The following is a 17,524-nucleotide window of genomic DNA, read 5'->3' as shown; positions in this document are numbered from 1 at the left end:
TATGGTCTATCCCTCTCTTCGCGACTGGCTGTTCTCGGTCAAGACCTTCGCCGCGGCGATGATCGCGCTTTACATCGGCCTTGCACTCGAACTGCCGCGACCTTACTGGGCGATGGCAACCGTCTACATCGTGTCGAATCCGTTTGTCGGCGCGACCCGTTCCAAGGCGCTCTATCGTGCGCTCGGCACCGCGCTGGGCGCGTCGGCCGCCGTGCTGCTGGTGCCGCCCTTCGTCGAATCGCCGTATCTGTTCAGCGTGATCGTCGCGTTATGGACCGGCACGCTGCTGTATCTCGCGGTGTCCGACCGCACCGCGCGCAGCTATGTGTTCCTGCTGGCCGGCTACACGATGCCGATCATCGCGCTGCCGTCGGTCACGAATCCCGGCGGCGTGTTCGATCTGGCGGTGAGCCGCACCGAAGAAATCACGCTCGGTATCGTCTGCGCGAGCATCGTGGGCAGCGCATTGTTTCCAAGCCGGCTCGCGCCGACCATCATCGAACGTACCGACGCGTGGTTTCGCGACGCCGCGTTCTATGCCACCGAAACGCTGTCCGGCCGCATTGCCGGGTCCGCGATTTCGGGCGCGCGGCAGCGGCTCGCGTCCATCATCAACGCGCTGGAATTGTTGCTGAGCCAACTGGCCTACGACCACACCCGGCCCGACGTGCTGGCGCGCGCGCATGAACTACGCGGACGCATGCAGCTTCTCCTGCCGATCATGTCGTCGCTCGCCGATCCGCTGATCGCGCTGTACAACTCCGGCCGCCAGACGTGGCCCGAGGGGCTCGAAGCGCTGCTGAACGACGTCATCAAATGGTTCAACGCGCCGATGCCTGTAGTCAGCGCGGGCTATCACCCCGATACGGCTGCCGATGCGCTGCGCGTGCGCATCGCGGCCATGCAGCCACCGCCCGCCGCGCTGGCGAACTGGGACGGCGCGCTGCTCTCGAACGCACTGTGGCGCATGAAACAGGTGATCGACGTGTGGCAGGACTGCCGCTCGCTGCGCATCATCATTACCCGCGAAGAAGGCTCGTGGCGGCCGCGTTTTCGCCATTGGCGGCTGGGCGGCACCGAGCGATTCTACGATCGCGGCATCATGCTGTTCTCGACCGGTTCGGCGGCGGCGGCGGTGATTCTCGCGTGCAGTCTGTGGATCGGTTCGGGCTGGAACGACGGCGCCGGCGCGGTGACGCTCGCGGCGGTGGCGTGCTGTTTCTTCGCCGCGCTCGACGAACCCGCGCCCATGGTGTTCCGCTTCTTCGTGGCCACCGCGATCAGCGTGGTGGCGGCCGGCGTCTATCTGTTCGTCGTGCTGCCGCATGTGCATGATTTCCCGTTGCTGGTGATCATGTTCGCCGCGCCGTTCATCTTTGTCGGCACGCTGATTCCGCGTCCGCAGTTCAACCTGGCGACCGTGCTGGTCGCCGTGAACACCGCCACGTTCATCAGCATTCAGGACGCTTACGACGCCGACTTCCTGATCTTCATGAACAGCAATCTCGCGGGTCTGGCCGGTCTGCTGTACGCGTATCTGTGGACTCGCGTCACGCGCCCGTTCGGCGCCGAACTCGCGGCCTCGCGCCTGTTGCGTTCGAGCTGGGCCGACGTGGCGCTCACGGCGTCGACACGGCCGATCGACGATCCGCGCAATCTCGCCGCGCGCATGCTCGACCGCCTGATGCAGTTGATCCCGCGTCTGGCCGCCACCGACGACCATCGCCACCCGTCGATCGAAAGCTTCCGCGATCTGCGCATTGCGTTCAACGCGCTCGATTTGCGCCGCGTGACCCGCAAGCTCGCCGGCGAAGCGCCGGCCGCGATCGATCACGTACTCGACGACGTACGCGCGTATTACGAAAACTGCGTCGACCGCCGCAAGCGCGAGCCGGTGCCCGACAGCCTGATGTCGTCGATCGACGCCGCCATCGCGCGCGTCATCGCGCAAGGACTCGCCAATGCCGGCGCACCGAGCCCGACCTCGCAAAGTTCGGCGCGCCGCCTGCGCGACGCGCTGCATGCGCTGGTCGGCTTGCGTCTTTCGCTGTTTCCGGCCACGCTGATGACACCCACGCCGCCCGAACCGGAGGCCGCTGTCTGATGCGCGCAGCTCGTGAACCGTCCTCCACCTTTTTCTTCTTCCCGCGATGATCGGTGAAATCGATATTTTCGGCGTGTTCGTGCCGGCCGTGCTCGTGCTGATGTTGATCGCCTATCTGATCAACCTGGCCTTGCGCACCGTGCTCGCGCGCGTCGGCTTCTACCGCTTCGTCTGGCATCGCTCCATCTTCGATCTCGGCATCTATGTGCTGGTGCTGGGCCTTGTCGTTGTCGTTTCGCACAGACTAATAACGTGAAAAAAACCTGGTTCTCCGTCGGTCAAATTCTGCTGACCCTGATCGTCGTCGTGGCCGCCGCCTTCGTGCTGTGGAAACTGGTCGGCTATTACATGTTCGCGCCCTGGACTCGCGACGGACACGTGCGCGCGGACGTGATCCAGGTCGCGCCGGATATCTCGGGGCTCATCTCGTCGGTCGACGTGGTGGACAACCAGCAGGTCAGCAAAGGCCAGGTGCTGTTCGTGATCGACCAGGCGCGCTACACGCTCGCGTTACGTCAGGCGGAAGCCACCGCGCAACAGCGCCGCGCCACGCTCGACCAGGCGCGCCGCGAAGACGCGCGTAACCGCAAGCTCGGCAACCTGGTCGCCGCGGAGGTTTATGAGGAAAGCCGCTCGCGCGTCGAACAGGGCGAAGCCGCGCTTGCTGACGCGACCGTCGCGATCGACACCGCGAAACTGAACCTGCAACGCTCCACAATCGTGAGCCCCGTGGACGGTTATCTGAACGATCGCGCACCCCGTGCCGGCGAATTCGTCGCGGCGGGGCGCGCCGTACTCGCGGTGGTCGATATGCATTCGTTCCGCGTCGACGGGTATTTCGAGGAAACCAAGCTGCGCGGCATCGACATCGGCCAGCCGGTCGATATCACGGTGATGGGCGAGCCGAACGTGCTGCGCGGTCACGTGCAAAGCATCGTCGCCGCCATTGAAGACCGTGACCGCACGCAAGGCTCGAATCTGCTGCCGAACGTGAATCCGGCATTTAGCTGGGTGCGGCTCGCGCAACGGATTCCCGTGCGTGTCGCGCTCGACGAAGTGCCCGCTGACTTCCGCATGATCGCGGGACGCACGGCGACTGTATCGGTGCGCGATCTGTCGCCGATCGGCAAGAAGCATCCTGATACGCATGCGGCGGGGGCGGTGGATGCGTCCGCAACAGCGGCTTCAGGTACGGCTTCAGGCGCTTCGTTGAGCAGTGCTTCCGCTACGTCCGCCGGTTCGGCCGCACAGCCGGCATCCGCCGCCGTGATCTCGGGCGCGTCGCAATGAAGCTGTCGCGCTCTCTTCCGCTACTGCCGCTGCTGCCGCTTTTGCCGCTGGCCGTCGCGCTCAGCGGCTGCATCAACGTCGGCCCCAACTACGCACTGCCGAAGCAGGCACTCGTCAACGCGCCGCTTGCCAATGCGCCGATCGAAGGCGCCGACACCGCGCTCACGTCGCGCCAGAATGTGCCCGCCGTGTGGTGGCAACTGTACGACGATCCCGTGCTGAACAGCCTGGTCGATCAGGCGCTGCAATCGAACACCGACTTGCGTGTCGCGGCGGCCAACCTGGCGCGTTCGCGTGAAGCACTCGGCGTCGCGCAGGCGCAAGGCGGCTTCTCCGGCAAAAGCTCGGTGCTGCTCGAACGCGCGCAGGAATCAGCCGAGCAATACCTGCTCACGGAGAAACTGCCGGTCGTCAATGAAGGCGATATCGGCATCAGCGTGTCGTACGAAATCGATCTGTTCGGCAAACTGCGGCGCGGCGTCGAAGCGGCGCAAGCGGACACCGAGTCCGTGCAGGCCGCCGGCGATCTCGCCCGGATCAGCGTGGTCGCCGACGTGGTGCGCTCGTACGTCGACCAATGTTCGGCGGCGGAAGAACTCCGCATCGCACAGCAATCGCTCGCGTTGCAGAAGCAGCGCGTGGACGTATCGCGCCGTCTGCGCGACGCGGGACGCGGCAATCAGCCGGACGTGACGCGCGGACAAACGCAGGTCGAAACGCTGGCAGCGGATATTCCGCGCTATACGGCACGCCGCAAAATCGCGCAGTACCGGCTCGCCGCGCTGCTCGCCCGCGCGCCGTCCGACCTGCCGCCGGCCGTGCTCGCGTGCGACCGGCTCCCGCAGATTCGCCAGCCGATTCCGGTCGGCGACGGCGCCGCGCTACTCAAACGCCGCCCCGACGTGCGCGAGGCCGAGCGTCAACTGGCGGCGTCCACGGCGCGCATCGGCGTGGCGACCGGCGCGTTGTATCCGACGGTGAGCATCGGCGCGTCGGCGGGACTGACCGGGATTCTCGAAGACCTGGGCACGTCGCCTACCGCGCGCTGGGGCTTCGGTCCGCTGATCAGTTGGACCTTCCCCGCGAACGGCGCGCGCGGCCGTGTGCGAGAAGCCGAAGCCTCGAGCCAGGTGGCGCTCGCGAAGTTCGACGGCGTGGTGCTGACCGCGCTGCGCGAGACGGAAACCAGCCTCGCCACTTACGCTTCCGATTACGCACGCGCCGATGCGTTGCGCGCCGCGTTGAAGTCGGCGGCCGAGTCGGCGGATGAAACGCACCGGCTGTATCTCGCCGGGCGCGAGTCGTTCATTTCGGATCTGGATGCGACGCGCACGCTGACGTCGACGAAATCGCAGGTAGCGGCGGCGGAAGGCCAGGTGGCGGTCGATCAGGTCAATCTGTTTCTTGCGCTGGGCGGTGGCTGGGAAATGCCGGCGTCGGCTGCGCCTGGTGCGGTGGGGGCAGCACCCTCGGCGAATGCGGCGCCGAACGCCGCGACAACCACGAAAGCACCTTGAGCGTGTGCTGAAAAGACAAAAGGCGTTGCCGGGACATCCCGGCAACGCCTTTTTTATCCGGCAACTACCTCACTCACGCGAGCGAGGCATCATGCGTCAAGCAGACAACCCACTCACTTCGTCGCACGTGCCGCTTCGATGATCGCGGCCGCGACTTCCGTCGGCTTCGACAACATCGCCACATGGCTTGCGTCGACCTTGATCACCGTCGCGCCGATCTGCTGCGCCATCGCATCCTGCAGCGCAGCCGGAATCATGCGATCCTTCTCCGTTTCCACGAACCACGACGGCTTGTTTTGCCATGCGGGCTGTGTCACTTTGTCGTCGGTGCAACCGGCGAACCACGGACCTTGCGTCGCGGCCACGAGGCGCGCCTGAGCGACCGGCAGATCCTGCGCGAAGTCGTGAATGATGGCGTCGGTCGACAGCGTCAGGTAGCCGCCCGAGTCCTTCTGCAACGCGGAGGCCCATGCAGGCGCGGGCTTGCCCTTCAGGATGTCGTTGATCGACTGGTCCTTCTGCGGCGCGAACGCGGCCACGTAGACCAGCGACTTGACCTTGTCGTCGTTACCGGCTTGCGTGATCACCGCGCCGGCCCAGGAATGGCCGACCAGAATCACCGGACCGTTCTGCTGATCGATCACGCGGCGCGTGGCGGCGACGTCGGCGTCGAGCGAACTGAGCGGATTCTGGACCGCGACGACGTGCAGGCCCTTGGCTTCGAGGAGCGGTATGACCTTCTGCCAGCTCGAACCGTCGGCGAACGCGCCGTGCACCAGCACGACGTTCTTGCCTTTGAGGTCGTCGTTGGGCGCGGCGCTGGCCGGCGTCAACGCGCTGATCGACAGGAGGCTGCCGAACATCACCGCGGCGGCCAGGCATTTTTTGAGCAGGGTATTCATACTATCGGTCCTTGTGGGGAAGAGAAAATCAGCGGTCAGAGTGTGGATTGCAGGATGCGCCGATCCGTCCGCCGGCTGTATCGGTCGAATGACCGAGGCGCGGAAAAGCCGCTGCGGCGCTCACCCGAGGCGCGGCAAATGAAAGACAGGACAAACAGGTCGATACCTATGGCAGACGTTTCAACAATCCGCGCGCTCGACGCCGTGAAGGCGCTGGCGTTTATCGGCGATCTCAGCATGGGTCAGCCCACGGACCACTCGCTGCGCACCAGTTGGCTGGCCGCGCGACTGGCGGCCGCGGCGGGTCATGACGACGCGCAATGCGGCGTCGTGCAGGAAGTTTCGCTGCTGCGCTGGTCGGGTTGCACGGCCAACGCGTCGGGCTTCTCGGAGATGCTCGGCGACGACATCGGCGGCCGCGAGGCGATGCTCGCCATGCGGCCAGGCTGGGGTGGCGCGGCCGAAGCTCAGGGCAGCTCGAAGCGACGATCACGCCGCTCGCGCAGATTCACTGCGAGGTATCCGGGGAAATTGCGCGCATGCTCGGCCTGGAGGGCGCCACTCAAGCCGCTTTGCGGCACATTTTCGAAGCCTGGGACGGCGGCGGTCTGCCGCAAAAACTCGACGGCGCGCGGGTGCCTGACGCCGTATTTCTCGTTGGGCTCGCGGGCGACCTCGAAATTCTGAGCCGCGTATATGGCCTGGACGCGGCGCAAAAACTGATCGCGCAGAAGGCGGGCCACAAATATCCGGACGCGCTCGCTCAAGTCGCGTTTGCGCAAGCCGCCGACTGGCTCGCCGAACTCGACGAGCAAGGTGCAGCGGGGCGCGACGAACCGCTCGACGCGTTGCCGATGCAACAAGGCACCGCGCCCGAAATCATCGCCGACGTGATCGACCTGAAATTACCGTGGATGGCCGGCTACTCGCGCCGCGTGGCCGAAGCGGCGGCAGCCTGTTGCGCGCGCCTCGGTTTCGACGACGACGTTCGTGACGCCACCTATCTCGCCGGTCTGATTCACGGCATGGGGCGCATGGCGGTCTCGAACGCCATCTGGAATTCGCCGGGGCGGCTTTCACCGGCCGCGTGGGAAAAGGTCCGCCTCGTGCCTTACTGGACAGCGCGCGCCGGCAAGCAGATCGGTGCGCTCTCGCGTGAATCGGAGATCGCGTCGCAGGCTTATGAACGGCTCGACGGTTCGGGCTATTTCCGCGGCGCGACAGGCGGCATGCTCGGCCGCGAAGCGCGCGTGCTGGCCGCGGCGGCGAGCTGGGTGGCGTTGCGCTCGCCGCGTCCGTGGCGCGCGGCGCTGTCGGCGGATCAAGCGGCGGCGTTACTCAATGAAGAAGCAGCGGCGGGCCGCTTCGATGCCGACGCGGTGCATGCGCTGCTGAGTGACGAGAACGACGGGCATGAGTCGGGCGCCGAGCGCGCCAAGCCCGCGCGGGCCGCGTTGCTGTCGCCGCGCGAAGCGGAGGTATTGCGCCACATCAGTCAAGGCGCGAGCAACAAGGAAGTCGCCAAGACACTGCAGATGAGTCCGAGCACCGTGCGCACGCATGTGGAAAGCGTGTTCCGCAAGCTTGAATGTTCGACGCGCGCGGCGGCTACGTTGAAAGCGTCGACACTGCGGTTGATCTGAGGCGAATTAGCACTAACGTGGCGGCGCCGCGATGCCTCGCTCGCAGGTGCGCAGGTTTTTCACGTCAGCCCGCAAATCAAGCGCGATCCGCTCGACCGCCTGCTCGGGTCGAGCGTTGCCGCACATGAAAATATCGAGAGCGGCGAAGCGATGTTCGGGCCACGTGTGGATCGTGATATGCGACTCGGCGAGCAACACGACACCCGTCACGCCGTGCTCGCCGCCGAAGTGATGGAAATGCGCCGACAACACGCGCGCACCGGCCTCTTTCGCCGCAGTCACCAGAATCGATTCGAGCGCATGGGCGTCGCGTAACAGGTCCGCCGCGATGCCGCCCAGATCGGCCAGCACATGCGCGCCATACGCGTCACGCGGTGCAGGTGTGGTCGTAGCCGTGGCCGTGGCCGTAGGCGCGAATTCCGACACCGGCAGCGTCCCGCTCACTTGTGCGCCCCATACGACGAATAACCGCTACGCGCCGACGTGCCGCCATAACCGCCGCCGCCACTCCCACCGCTTCCCGTCATCGACGTGCAACTGAACATGACGATCACCACGAACGCGTAGAGCGCATATAAAAACTGTCTCACGCTGACCTCGACTCGTCGTGGAAGGCGCGCCAGATCCACTCGGGCGCCCACAAGGCCAGGATGCCGATAATCACCAGCACCGTCGAGCCATCGAATTCGAACAGCTTGCCGAAATTGACAAACACCATCACGCCCGTGCCGATCCACGGCCACGGTCCGAAGCCGACGGTCGTGAAACCTTCCTTGACCTGTTTGAGGTCGCTTTGGCTGGTCTTGGGCTGGGTCGCACGGCGGCTCGCCGCCGCACCGGCCGCCGCCAGTTCCGGCATGCCGAACCGTTCCGCGACCTTGCCGTTGGTCAACGGCCTCGCGCGCGACCAGACGATTTCGTCGGCGGCAATTTCGCGGGTCATCTTGAAGTCGCGCCACGCGAAATCCGTGATCGACGTCTTGTCGCCCACCTGCACGCGCCAGTTGAACGCGCCGGCCACATAAATCACTTCGGAGACGTAGTGCTCGCTCTCGCGATAGGTCTTGCCGTCGTCGAGCACCTGGCCGCTCTGGCTGATCATCGGCCAGTGATTCAACACTTCCACGCGCTCCCAGCGGCCTTCGCTATGCACTTGCCACAGGAACCCGCGTTCAAGGTTGTGCAGCAGATACTCGTCCCAACTGGATTCGCCGTCCGGCGTGCGGCAACGCATCAGGCCGAGCACCGTGTATTTGGCGCCGTCGAACGTTGCGCTCGCACCGAGCGGCAACGCGGTGTCGATCGCTTCGAGCGTGCGCTTCTTCGAAAACAGCGTGGCCTGCGGCGCGCTGCAATCCACGCCCGCATGGCACGAGCCGCAGATCACATAATCCGCGACGCCGACCGGGCAATCGAGCGACGCGCCGCAACTCGGGCAGGTGAACGCCGCCAGGTCGCCGCGATAGCGTCCCGCCGACTCGCGAATCTCCGCCTCGTCGCGCAAGCCCTGACACGCGAGTTCGGCGAGTTCCACCGACTCGCCCGAATACAGCACCGGCTTGCCGTGTTGCTGATCGGCGTCGGCGTAGTCGAGCGTGATGAAATGGTCTTCGTAGCGGAAGTCCGCGACTCGCGCCTGCCAACCGTCGCCGACACGCAACGGCAACTCGCCCTCGCCGCCCACGCATTGCGCGGTGCGGATGTCCGACGCGAGATAACGCTTGCCGTCGAATTCGAAGGGCACGCCTGGGCTCAGCGAATCGAAAGACGGCAGCGTGGCGGTCTCGGTGTCGTCGAGCGCTCGCTGCGTGGTGACCGCGTATTGGCCCGATGCGTCGGACAACCAGCCGAACGTGCCGTCGTCGAAAGTGGCGTACCACTCGCTCCAGTAGCCCGCCTCGTAGCGCAACTGGATTCGGCCGAGCAGCGTGAACGAGCGCGTTTGATACCGTCCCGTCGCGCCGAGTTGCAGCGGCGAATAGTCCTCGAACACCGAGGCCATTTCGCCGAGGCGTTCAACGGCTTCGCCGTGTTTGAGCAAGGTGCTGCGGCATGATCCGCATACGGCCATTACGGCCGCGGCGGAACGGAATTCGAGCGGTGCGCCGCATTGTGGACACGAAGTACTGAACATCGGGTGCGCTTATTTCGTCAGCTTCGCGAGAATCTCGGCTTTCGCCTTCGCATAGTCGTCTTCGGTGACGAGGCCTTTGTCGAGCAAGGTCTTGAGTTGCTGCAGGCGGTCGACGTAGTCGTTCGCGGCGGCCGCGGGTTGGGCGGGAGTCGGCGACTGTGTCTGATTCAGCGCGCCCGTCATGGTCTGCGCGATCGCCGCGCCGGCCGCGAGTCCCGCGCCGACACCCGCCACGCCACCCGCGTTTTGCGCGGCGAGCGGAATGGATTGCGCGACCTGGTACTGCGCGAACTTGTTCAGATCGCCGCTCACGCCGACGCTGATGCGGGCGTCGAGCGCCTTTTGCAGCGCGTCCGGCAGCGATACGCTTTGCACCGTGAACGAATCGAGCGCCACGCCGTAACGCGCGAACACCGGCGCGAGCGCCTGGCCGATACGTTGCGACAGCACCTCCTGATTCGCCGCCATGTCCACGAACGCGACGTCGGCCGAACCAAACGCCACGCTCATGGCCGTCACGACGAGATTGCGCAATTGCTGTTCGAGATCGTCGACGGTATAAACGCCGCGCGTGCCGCTGATCTCGCGATGAAACGCCGGCACGTCGACCACCCGGTACGAATAGATGCCGAATGCGCGTACCTGCACGAGGCCGAATTCGCTGTCGCGGATCGTGACGGGTTGCGGTGTGCCCCAACGGCGGCCGAGTTGCAAACGCGTGCTGAAGAAGTACACGTCGGACTTGAACGGCGACTCGAACAGCTTGTCCCAATTGCGCAGACTGGTCAGCAGCGGCAGCGTGCGCGTGGTCAGCGTGTACAGGCCGGGGCCGAATACGTCGGCAATGCGGCCTTCGTTGACGAACAGCGCCATTTGCGACTCGCGCACCGTCAATTGGCCGCCGTACTGGATTTCCTGGTCTTCCATCGGATAACGCCAGGCCAATACGCCGTCACCGTCTTCCGTCCATTGCAGAACGTCGACAAACTGCTTGCGAATAAACGAACCGAGACTCATCGTGTACTCCTCGCGCGAGGCGCCCGCCAATCAGGCATTAAGATGAAAATGCGTTAAACGTGAATTTACGTTAAGCAGGCCGCGTTGATAATGCCGACCACCAGCGAAGCCGCGCCCATCAATCCACCCATTGCGTTATTACGCGTTTCAATCGCATGGTTCATGCCGGGCAATAAGCGCGTGAGTACGGCATAAGTGGCGACCTGCACGATCATCGCACCGAATGCCCAGATCAGCACCAGCATCAGCGTGGAGTTGTGCGCAATGCTCGACGCGAGCGTCAGGCAGAAGCCGATCAGCGCGCCGGCAAAGGACAGCAGCGCCGCCACGTTGCCTTCGCGGATCAACGCAAGTTCGTCGAACGGCGTGACCTTGAGGTAAACTGCCGCGAATCCGAGGATCAGCACAAACGCCGACAGTAAATGAATCCCATAAGAAAAGGCATCACCCATTTAATCTCCCGGATTTTGTGTGTCGCGACGGCGCGCGCAAATCGCCGCCAGTATATCCAGATCGGACCGGAGTGCCCAGCATGAAGATTAAACATAATCGCATGCTGATACTGTCGGTACTGGTGCTGGCCTCGTGCGGATTGGGTTATGAGCTGATCAGCAGTACCTTGTCCAGCTATTTGCTCGGCGATTCGGTATTGCAGTTCTCGTCGGTGATCGGCTGTTATCTGTTTGCAATGGGCGTGGGCTCGTGGCTCGCCAGGTTCGTCGACGACGACGACGTGCTCGACCGCTTCGTCGATATCGAATTGCTGGTGGGCCTACTTGGCGGTTTGTCGGCGGCCATGCTGTTCGGCGTGTTCGCGTGGTTGTCCACGCCGTTTCGCGCGGCGCTCTACGCGGTGGTGCTGGTGCTCGGCGCGTTGATCGGCATGGAGATTCCGCTGGTGATGCGCGCGTTCCAGCAGCGCCGCCAGGCGTTCCGCCACACCGTCAGCGACGTGCTGACCTTCGACTATCTCGGCTCGCTCGCAGTCTCGCTGCTGTTTCCGCTGGTGCTCGCGCCGCGTCTCGGCCTGTTGCGCACCAGCTTTCTGTTCGGCATTCTCAACGCGCTGGTGGCGCTGTGGACCACCCACACGTTCCGCGCCGAAATCAGCAACGTGCCGGGCAAGCTGATGCGCGCCGCACTCGTGATCAGCCTGCTCGGCGCGGGTTTCGCGCTGTCGGAGCGCCTCACGCATTGGGCCGAACACGGCTTGTATGGCGACGAGACGATCTTCTCCGAAACCACGCCCTATCAGCGCATCGTGCTCACGCAATGGCACGACGACATGCGGCTGTACCTGAACGGCAATCTGCAATTCTCGTCGCGCGACGAACACCGTTATCACGAGGCGCTGATTCATCCGACGCTCGAAGCGTTGCCGTGGGCGAAGCATGTGCTCGTGCTCGGCGGCGGCGACGGGCTCGCGGTGCGCGAAATCCTCAAGCACCGCAACATCGAAACGGTGACGCTGGTCGATCTCGACCCGGCCATGACGCGGATGTTTTCCACCTCGGCGCCGCTCGTCAAACTCAATCAAGGCTCGCTGAAAGACCCGCGCGTGCACGTGATCAACGACGACGCCGTGCGCTGGCTCGAATCCAACGCCGAGGTCTTCGACGCGATCGTCGTGGACTTTCCCGATCCGACCAACTTCGGTTTAGGCCGGCTGTACTCGGTGCCGGTGTATCGCATGCTGTCGCGGCATTTGTCCGAGAACGGCTATGCGGTGATTCAATCCACCTCGCCGTATTTCGCGCCGCACGCTTACTGGACGATCGTCGACACGTTGCGCGAGGCGGGCTTCAACACGTGGCCGTATCACTGCTATGTGCCGTCATTCGGCGACTGGGGTTTCGTGATTGCCGGCAAGCGTCGCGACTATACGATCCCGACGCATTACTCGGAGCCGATGCGCTGGCTCGACGCGCAAACCGCGGTTGAAATGTTTCACTTTCCCGCCGACATGCCCGCGTTGCCGATGGCGCCGAACCAGATGAACGACCAGCCGCTCGTCCGCCTTTTCGACGACGACTGGAAGCACGTGCTGCGCTGATGGACCGCCGCACTTTTCTCTTTGCGGGCGCGGCCGGCGCAGTGGGCGCGGGCGCGTTGGGAGCGAGCGCGTTGGGCGCGTTCGGCTCGTTGACTGATCTCAGCCGCACCGGCTGGATCGAGACCACGCCGGTGATCGACAGTCCCGGCATGCGCGAAGGTCATGCGCTGCGCGATCATCGCAGCTTGCCGGCACCGTCCGGCATGCTCGAAACCGACATCGCGATTCTCGGCGCGGGCGCGGCGGGTTTGTCGTGCGCATGGCAACTTGCGCGAGCGGGGCACAAGGATTTCGTCGTGCTCGCCGGGCCCGAATTCGGCGGCAATGCGGCCGGCGGCCGCTATGGCGAGCTAGGCTATCCGAAGGGTGCGCACTATCTGCCGTTACCGTCGATGGAATCGACGCACCTGCGCGACATGCTCGCCGACTTCGGTGTGATCGAAGCCGATCCGTTCACCGCACGGCCGGTGTTCGACGAACGCGTGCTGGTGCATGCACCCGACGAACGCTTGCTGATCGACGGTCAATGGCAGGACGGCTTGGTGCCGACGCTCGGCGTGAATCACGCGGAAATCGCGCAGCAGCAGCGCTTTTTCGCTTACACCGACGCGCTGCGCACCGCCGTGGGCAGCGACGGCCGCAAGGTGTTCTGCATTCCGCTCGCGCAGTCGTCGCAGGAGCCGCGCTGGCGCGCATTGGATAAACGCTCGTTCAAACAGTGGTTGCTCGACGACGGCTATACCGCGCCGTCGCTGCACTGGTATCTGAACTACGCGTGCCGCGACGATTTCGGCGCCGGTTATGAACACGTCTCCGCGTGGGCCGGCTTGCACTACTTCTCGTCGCGCGGCGGCCATGCGCGCAATGCGGAAGACGGCGCGGTACTGACCTGGCCCGATGGCTTGCATAGCATGGTGACCAAGCTGAGTGCGTCGATCACGCAGCGCGTGGGCAAATCGACGTGGTCATTACCAGGCTTTGCCGCGCGTGTCGATGAAAAACCGGGTGGCGTGGAAGTGCTGTGCGTGCGCATCGACAGTCATAACGTGCTCAGTACCTTCGTGCTGAAAGCGCGCCGCGTGGTGTCGGCCATGCCGCTTTTTGTCGCGCAGCACGTCATGCCGCATCTGTCCGCGTACGGTTTCGACGCCTCGCGCGACCTGCCGCCGCGTGCGCCGTGGCTGGTCTCCAACTTCCTGATGGAAGGCATGCCGCGTGAAGCGCAAGGCGTGCCGCTCGCGTGGGACAACGTGGTCTATCGCGGCGAAGGTCTCGGCTATGTGGTCTCGACGCATCAACTGATTCGTCTGTCGCCGCCGCAGCGCTCGGTGTTCTCGGCGTATCAGGCGCTTGATCTGAAGACGCCCGACGACACCCGCCGCTGGCTCGCCGCCGCGCATCCCGACGACCTGCGCACGCAAGCGGCGATCGATCTGCTGCCCGCTTATGGCCGCGACTTATGGCGTCACGCCACCGCGCTGGAAATCACCGTGCGCGGCCACGCCATGGCGACGCCGGACGTCGGCTTCCTCAGCCGTCCTGGCCTGCTCGCGTTGCGTGACGCGGACGGACCGGTGCTGTTCGCGCATGCGGATCTGTCGGGGATGTCGCTGTTCGAAGAAGCGTCCTATTGGGGTGTGCTCGCGGCAAACCGCGCCCTGGGATAAGCCCGAATTCGCTTACGTTTTATTTTTGATAAGCTTTCTTTAAGCTTTCATTTCGGGTTAAATGTTCTCGGTCAACCACTCACGCTACAGGGTCACGTATGTCGCAATTCATGCAAGGCGCAGTCACATTGGGCGGATGTATCGGCATTTTTACGGCCGTGGTCGCCGTGGTGGAAATGTTCGCTAACTGAGCGGACACGGCGGCGAACCCGGACGCGAACGCGTCAACACGTCGCTGGCGCTATGCCGGCCGACGCTTCGCCGCCGCCTGATGAATCGCCGCCCGCACGCGCGGATACGTGCCGCAACGGCAAACGATGTTGGACATGGCCGCGTCGATATCGGCATCCGTGGGATTGGGTTTCTGTTTGAGCAGCGCGCAGGCCGCCATGAGTTGCGCGCTTTGGCAATAGCCGCACTGCACCACGTCGAGATCGATCCACGCCGCTTTTAACGCTTGCGCTTCTGCGCCCTGCACGCCTTCTATCGTCGTGATCTTCTGCGTATGCAGGCTCGACATCAGCGTCTGGCATGACAGGCTCGCCTTACCGTCCAGATGAACCGTACACGCGCCGCAAATGCCCACGCCGCAGCCGAACTTGGTGCCGGTCATGCCGAGTTCGGCACGCAGCACCCACAGCAGCGGCATATCCGGCTCGGCCTGTACCGCTACCGCGCGGCCGTTGATGTTTAGCGATCCCATGCGGGTCTCCTCGTCATGCCTGACCTTGGTGTGCTTGAGTTTGCCGCGCGTTACGTCAGCTTCAGCGGCAACGCGCGCAGACGCTGGCCCGTCAGCGCGAACACTGCGTTCGCCACCGCCGGCGCGACCGGCGGCACGCCCGGTTCGCCGACGCCTTGCGGATGCAGTTGACTCGGCATGATCTCGGTTTCGATCGCGGGACAATCGTTCATCCGCACCACCGGAAAATCCACGAAGTTCTTCTGCTGCACCTGACCGTCGACGATCGTGATTTCGTCCTGCAACGCGGTCGAGAGGCCGAACACGATCGCGCTCTCCATTTGCTGGCGGATCAGATTCGGATTCACTGGCAAGCCGCAATCGATCACGCAAACCACGCGATGCACGCGAATCTGCTTGCCCGGCCCGAGCGACACTTCCGCCACCTGCGCGACGACGCTGCCGAACGCCTCGTGCAGCGCGACGCCGCGCGAGCGCGGCGCGCCGTCGGCGGTATGACTCAACGGACGCCCCCATTCCGACAACGCAGCCACCCGCTTCAACACGGCCAGATGACGCGGATGCCGCGCGAGCAGTTCGGCGCGAAACGCAATCGGATCGCGGCCGGCGGCGGCAGCGAGTTCGTCGGTGAAACTCTCCGTGAAAAACGCCTGATGCGAATGACCAACCGACCGCCAGAAGCCGACCGGCACCGGCAATTCGACGATCTTGTGCGCGACACGCGCGGCGGGCCACTCGTAGGGTTGATCGAACGCGCCCTCGCAAGTGGTCTTGTCGATCGGAATACGCGGCACGCCGTAGTAGCGCGCGAGCGATTCCGGCACGATCGCCTGACCCGCGGACAGGCTGTCCCACGCGACCAGCTTGCCGTGTGTATCGAGACCGGCCTTGAGCCGCGATACGCAGGCGGGCCGATAGAAATCATGCGTGAAATCCTGCGCGCGCGACCAGATGGTCTGCACCGGACGCCCGCCGCCCTGGCGCGCAATCACCGCGGCCTGCGCGATGAAATCGAGTTCGAGACGCCGGCCGAATGCGCCACCGATCAACTGCGTTTGCACGTCGACCTTATCGGCGTCGAGGTTCAGCACCTTGGCCACGTGATGACGCGCGAGCGCGGGGACTTGCGTGGACACCCACACTGTCGCCACACCGTCCGCGACCTGTACCGTGCAATTGAGCGGTTCGACCGCGCCGTGCGCGAGATACGGCGCGTGATAGTCGGCGCTGACCGTGCGCGTGGCGCCGCTCAGCGCGGCGTCGACATCGCCGAGGCGGTAGTAGGCGTGGCCGTCGCCGTCGTCCAGCGCTTGCATGAGACGGCTCTGCACATCCGCGCTCGAGATGTGCGCCGCGTCGCCGTCGTTCCAATCGACGGTGACGGCGGTGACGGCGTTCATCGCGCGGAACGGGTTGTCGGCGATCACCGCGACGCCGCCGGTTCCGCCGTTGTACGGCGCGACGGCGAACGCCTTGATGAAGCCCGGCAATTTCTCCGCAGGCCCGGCGTCGAAATGCGCGACCGTTCCACCCAGCGTGGGACACATGACGACGCTCGCATAGAGCAGTCCGTCGGGCAGTGCGTCGATGCCGAAACGCGCCGTGCCGTTGATCTTCGACGCGGCCTCGATGCGATGGACCGGTTTGCCGATCAGCTTGAAGTTGGCCGGATCTTTTAATGCCACGTTGCGCGGCAGCGGCTGCTGCGCCGCTAGCGAAGACAACTCGCCGAAGCTCGCCCGATGCCCCGACGGATGCAACACCTCGCCGCTTTCCGCGCGGCATTCGGCGGCCGGCACCTGCCATTGCGCGGCCGCCGCGCCGATCAGCATCGCGCGCGCCGAGGCGCCGGCTTCGCGCATCGGCGTCCACAGATCGTTGATGCTCGACGAACCGCCCGTCATCATCGTGCCGGCGTCGCGCACCAGCTTGCGGGTCATCCAGACCGTCGCGCGCTTCACGGCGCTGTCGTCATCGGGACGAAACGGCAGATCGTCGACGATGTTCTGCACGCTGTTGTAGATCCTGTCGATCGGCGCATCCTCCACGCGCACCTGCGACCACTCCGCGTCGAGCTCTTCGGCGAGGAGCATCGCGAGGCCGGTGTGGATGCCCTGCCCCATTTCCGCCTTGCACATGATGATGGTCACGCTGTTGTCGGCGGCGATCTTGACCCAGCCATTCAACGGCAATTGCGTGCCTTCCGCGGGTAACGGCGTGGAAGTCGTGAGGCGTTGAGCCGGCGGGAGCACCGACCAGCCGACCAGCAGCGCGCCCATTGCGCCGGCCCCGCCGAGCAGGAAGGTTCTGCGCTTCAACATGGCAGGGCTCGGTGAGCTTGCATGGTGGCGGACGTTGGGAATGCGCGCGGGAGCGCGGGTTTTGCGTGGCGGGTGTTCGGATAGTAGTAAGACGAGGGAGCGATTGCGGGACTTAAATTCGGGAATTTAAGTCAATGTTGGTGAAGCGGAAGGGTTAACGCGAAGCTGCGGCC

General features: G+C 64.6%; 14 protein-coding genes and 1 pseudogene. 7 read left to right on the top strand and 8 right to left on the bottom strand.

Translation table 11 applies throughout. The features are described from left to right. Nucleotide 1 precedes the first annotated feature (1 nt). From FA94_RS36475 to FA94_RS36460, 4 genes are read left to right on the top strand one after another with little or no spacing between them, the layout of a single operon-like run. Nucleotides 2-2,104, top strand: coding sequence for an FUSC family protein (locus FA94_RS36475; RefSeq protein WP_035561325.1), 2,103 nt, complete (start codon nt 2-4; stop codon nt 2,102-2,104). A gap of 46 nt (nt 2,105-2,150) precedes the next feature. After that, the gene (locus FA94_RS36470) at nt 2,151-2,360 is read left to right on the top strand and encodes a DUF1656 domain-containing protein (RefSeq protein ID WP_035561322.1); all 210 of its coding nucleotides are present in this window, start codon (nt 2,151-2,153) and stop codon (nt 2,358-2,360) included. Next, complete coding sequence (locus FA94_RS36465) at nt 2,357-3,394, top strand: efflux RND transporter periplasmic adaptor subunit (protein WP_035561319.1); 1,038 nt, start codon at nt 2,357-2,359, stop codon at nt 3,392-3,394. The genes FA94_RS36470 and FA94_RS36465 overlap by 4 nt, the downstream gene beginning before the upstream one ends. Continuing rightward, entirely contained in the window at nt 3,391-4,911 is a 1,521-nt protein-coding gene (locus FA94_RS36460; protein ID WP_035561315.1) for an efflux transporter outer membrane subunit, read from the top strand. The genes FA94_RS36465 and FA94_RS36460 overlap by 4 nt, the downstream gene beginning before the upstream one ends. A 113-nt stretch (nt 4,912-5,024) precedes the next feature. Here FA94_RS36460 and FA94_RS36455 read toward each other — a convergent pair whose 3' ends face one another. Beyond that, entirely contained in the window at nt 5,025-5,813 is a 789-nt protein-coding gene (locus FA94_RS36455; RefSeq protein ID WP_035561313.1) for an alpha/beta fold hydrolase, read from the bottom strand. A gap of 138 nt (nt 5,814-5,951) precedes the next feature. On the opposite strand from FA94_RS36455, the pseudogene FA94_RS36450 reads away from it, so the two are divergent. Further along, a pseudogene (locus FA94_RS36450) lies at nt 5,952-7,456 on the top strand (HD domain-containing phosphohydrolase). Nucleotides 7,457-7,468: 12 nt separating this feature from the next. On the opposite strand, the gene speD reads toward FA94_RS36450, so the two are convergent. From speD to FA94_RS36430, 5 genes are all read right to left on the bottom strand, one after another. Next, on the bottom strand, nt 7,469-7,882 hold the full coding sequence (speD, locus tag FA94_RS36445; protein ID WP_286166120.1) for an adenosylmethionine decarboxylase: 414 nt from the start codon (nt 7,880-7,882) through the stop codon (nt 7,469-7,471). Nucleotides 7,883-7,896: 14 nt separating this feature from the next. Continuing rightward, entirely contained in the window at nt 7,897-8,046 is a 150-nt protein-coding gene (locus FA94_RS39310; RefSeq protein WP_176061102.1) for a hypothetical protein, read from the bottom strand. Beyond that, nucleotides 8,043-9,590: a DUF4178 domain-containing protein gene (locus tag FA94_RS36440; protein ID WP_035561309.1), complete on the bottom strand. Its 1,548-nt coding sequence runs from the start codon at nt 9,588-9,590 to the stop codon at nt 8,043-8,045. Before FA94_RS36440 ends, FA94_RS39310 begins: the two co-directional genes overlap by 4 nt. 9 nt (nt 9,591-9,599) lie before the next feature. Beyond that, nucleotides 9,600-10,607 carry an SPFH domain-containing protein gene (locus FA94_RS36435; protein WP_035561306.1) on the bottom strand — a complete coding sequence of 336 codons (1,008 nt, stop codon included), beginning with the start codon at nt 10,605-10,607 and terminating at the stop codon, nt 9,600-9,602. A 65-nt stretch (nt 10,608-10,672) separates the two neighbouring features. Continuing rightward, the gene (locus FA94_RS36430; protein ID WP_035561303.1) at nt 10,673-11,059 is read right to left on the bottom strand and encodes a DUF350 domain-containing protein; all 387 of its coding nucleotides are present in this window, start codon (nt 11,057-11,059) and stop codon (nt 10,673-10,675) included. A gap of 86 nt (nt 11,060-11,145) precedes the next feature. Here FA94_RS36430 and FA94_RS36425 point away from each other — a divergent pair, with 86 nt between their 5' ends. Together FA94_RS36425 and FA94_RS36420 are read left to right on the top strand one after the other, a co-directional pair. Continuing rightward, nucleotides 11,146-12,660 carry a polyamine aminopropyltransferase gene (locus tag FA94_RS36425; protein ID WP_081936395.1) on the top strand — a complete coding sequence of 505 codons (1,515 nt, stop codon included), beginning with the start codon at nt 11,146-11,148 and terminating at the stop codon, nt 12,658-12,660. Further along, nucleotides 12,660-14,327 carry an FAD-dependent oxidoreductase gene (locus tag FA94_RS36420; RefSeq protein WP_081936313.1) on the top strand — a complete coding sequence of 556 codons (1,668 nt, stop codon included), beginning with the start codon at nt 12,660-12,662 and terminating at the stop codon, nt 14,325-14,327. The genes FA94_RS36425 and FA94_RS36420 overlap by 1 nt, the downstream gene beginning before the upstream one ends. A gap of 241 nt (nt 14,328-14,568) precedes the next feature. Here FA94_RS36420 and FA94_RS36415 read toward each other — a convergent pair whose 3' ends face one another. Continuing rightward, nucleotides 14,569-15,030: a (2Fe-2S)-binding protein gene (locus FA94_RS36415; protein WP_035561297.1), complete on the bottom strand. Its 462-nt coding sequence runs from the start codon at nt 15,028-15,030 to the stop codon at nt 14,569-14,571. Between the two features lie 50 nt (nt 15,031-15,080). Continuing rightward, nucleotides 15,081-17,351 carry a xanthine dehydrogenase family protein molybdopterin-binding subunit gene (locus FA94_RS36410; RefSeq protein ID WP_035561294.1) on the bottom strand — a complete coding sequence of 757 codons (2,271 nt, stop codon included), beginning with the start codon at nt 17,349-17,351 and terminating at the stop codon, nt 15,081-15,083. Between the last annotated feature and the right edge of the window lie 173 nt (nt 17,352-17,524).

The sequence above is a fragment of the Burkholderia sp. 9120 genome (assembly GCF_000745015.1).
In the GTDB taxonomy this organism is placed as follows: Bacteria; Pseudomonadota; Gammaproteobacteria; order Burkholderiales; family Burkholderiaceae; genus Paraburkholderia.
Note: the sequence above shows the minus strand (reverse complement) of the source record. Positions and strands in the feature narration are given on the sequence as shown.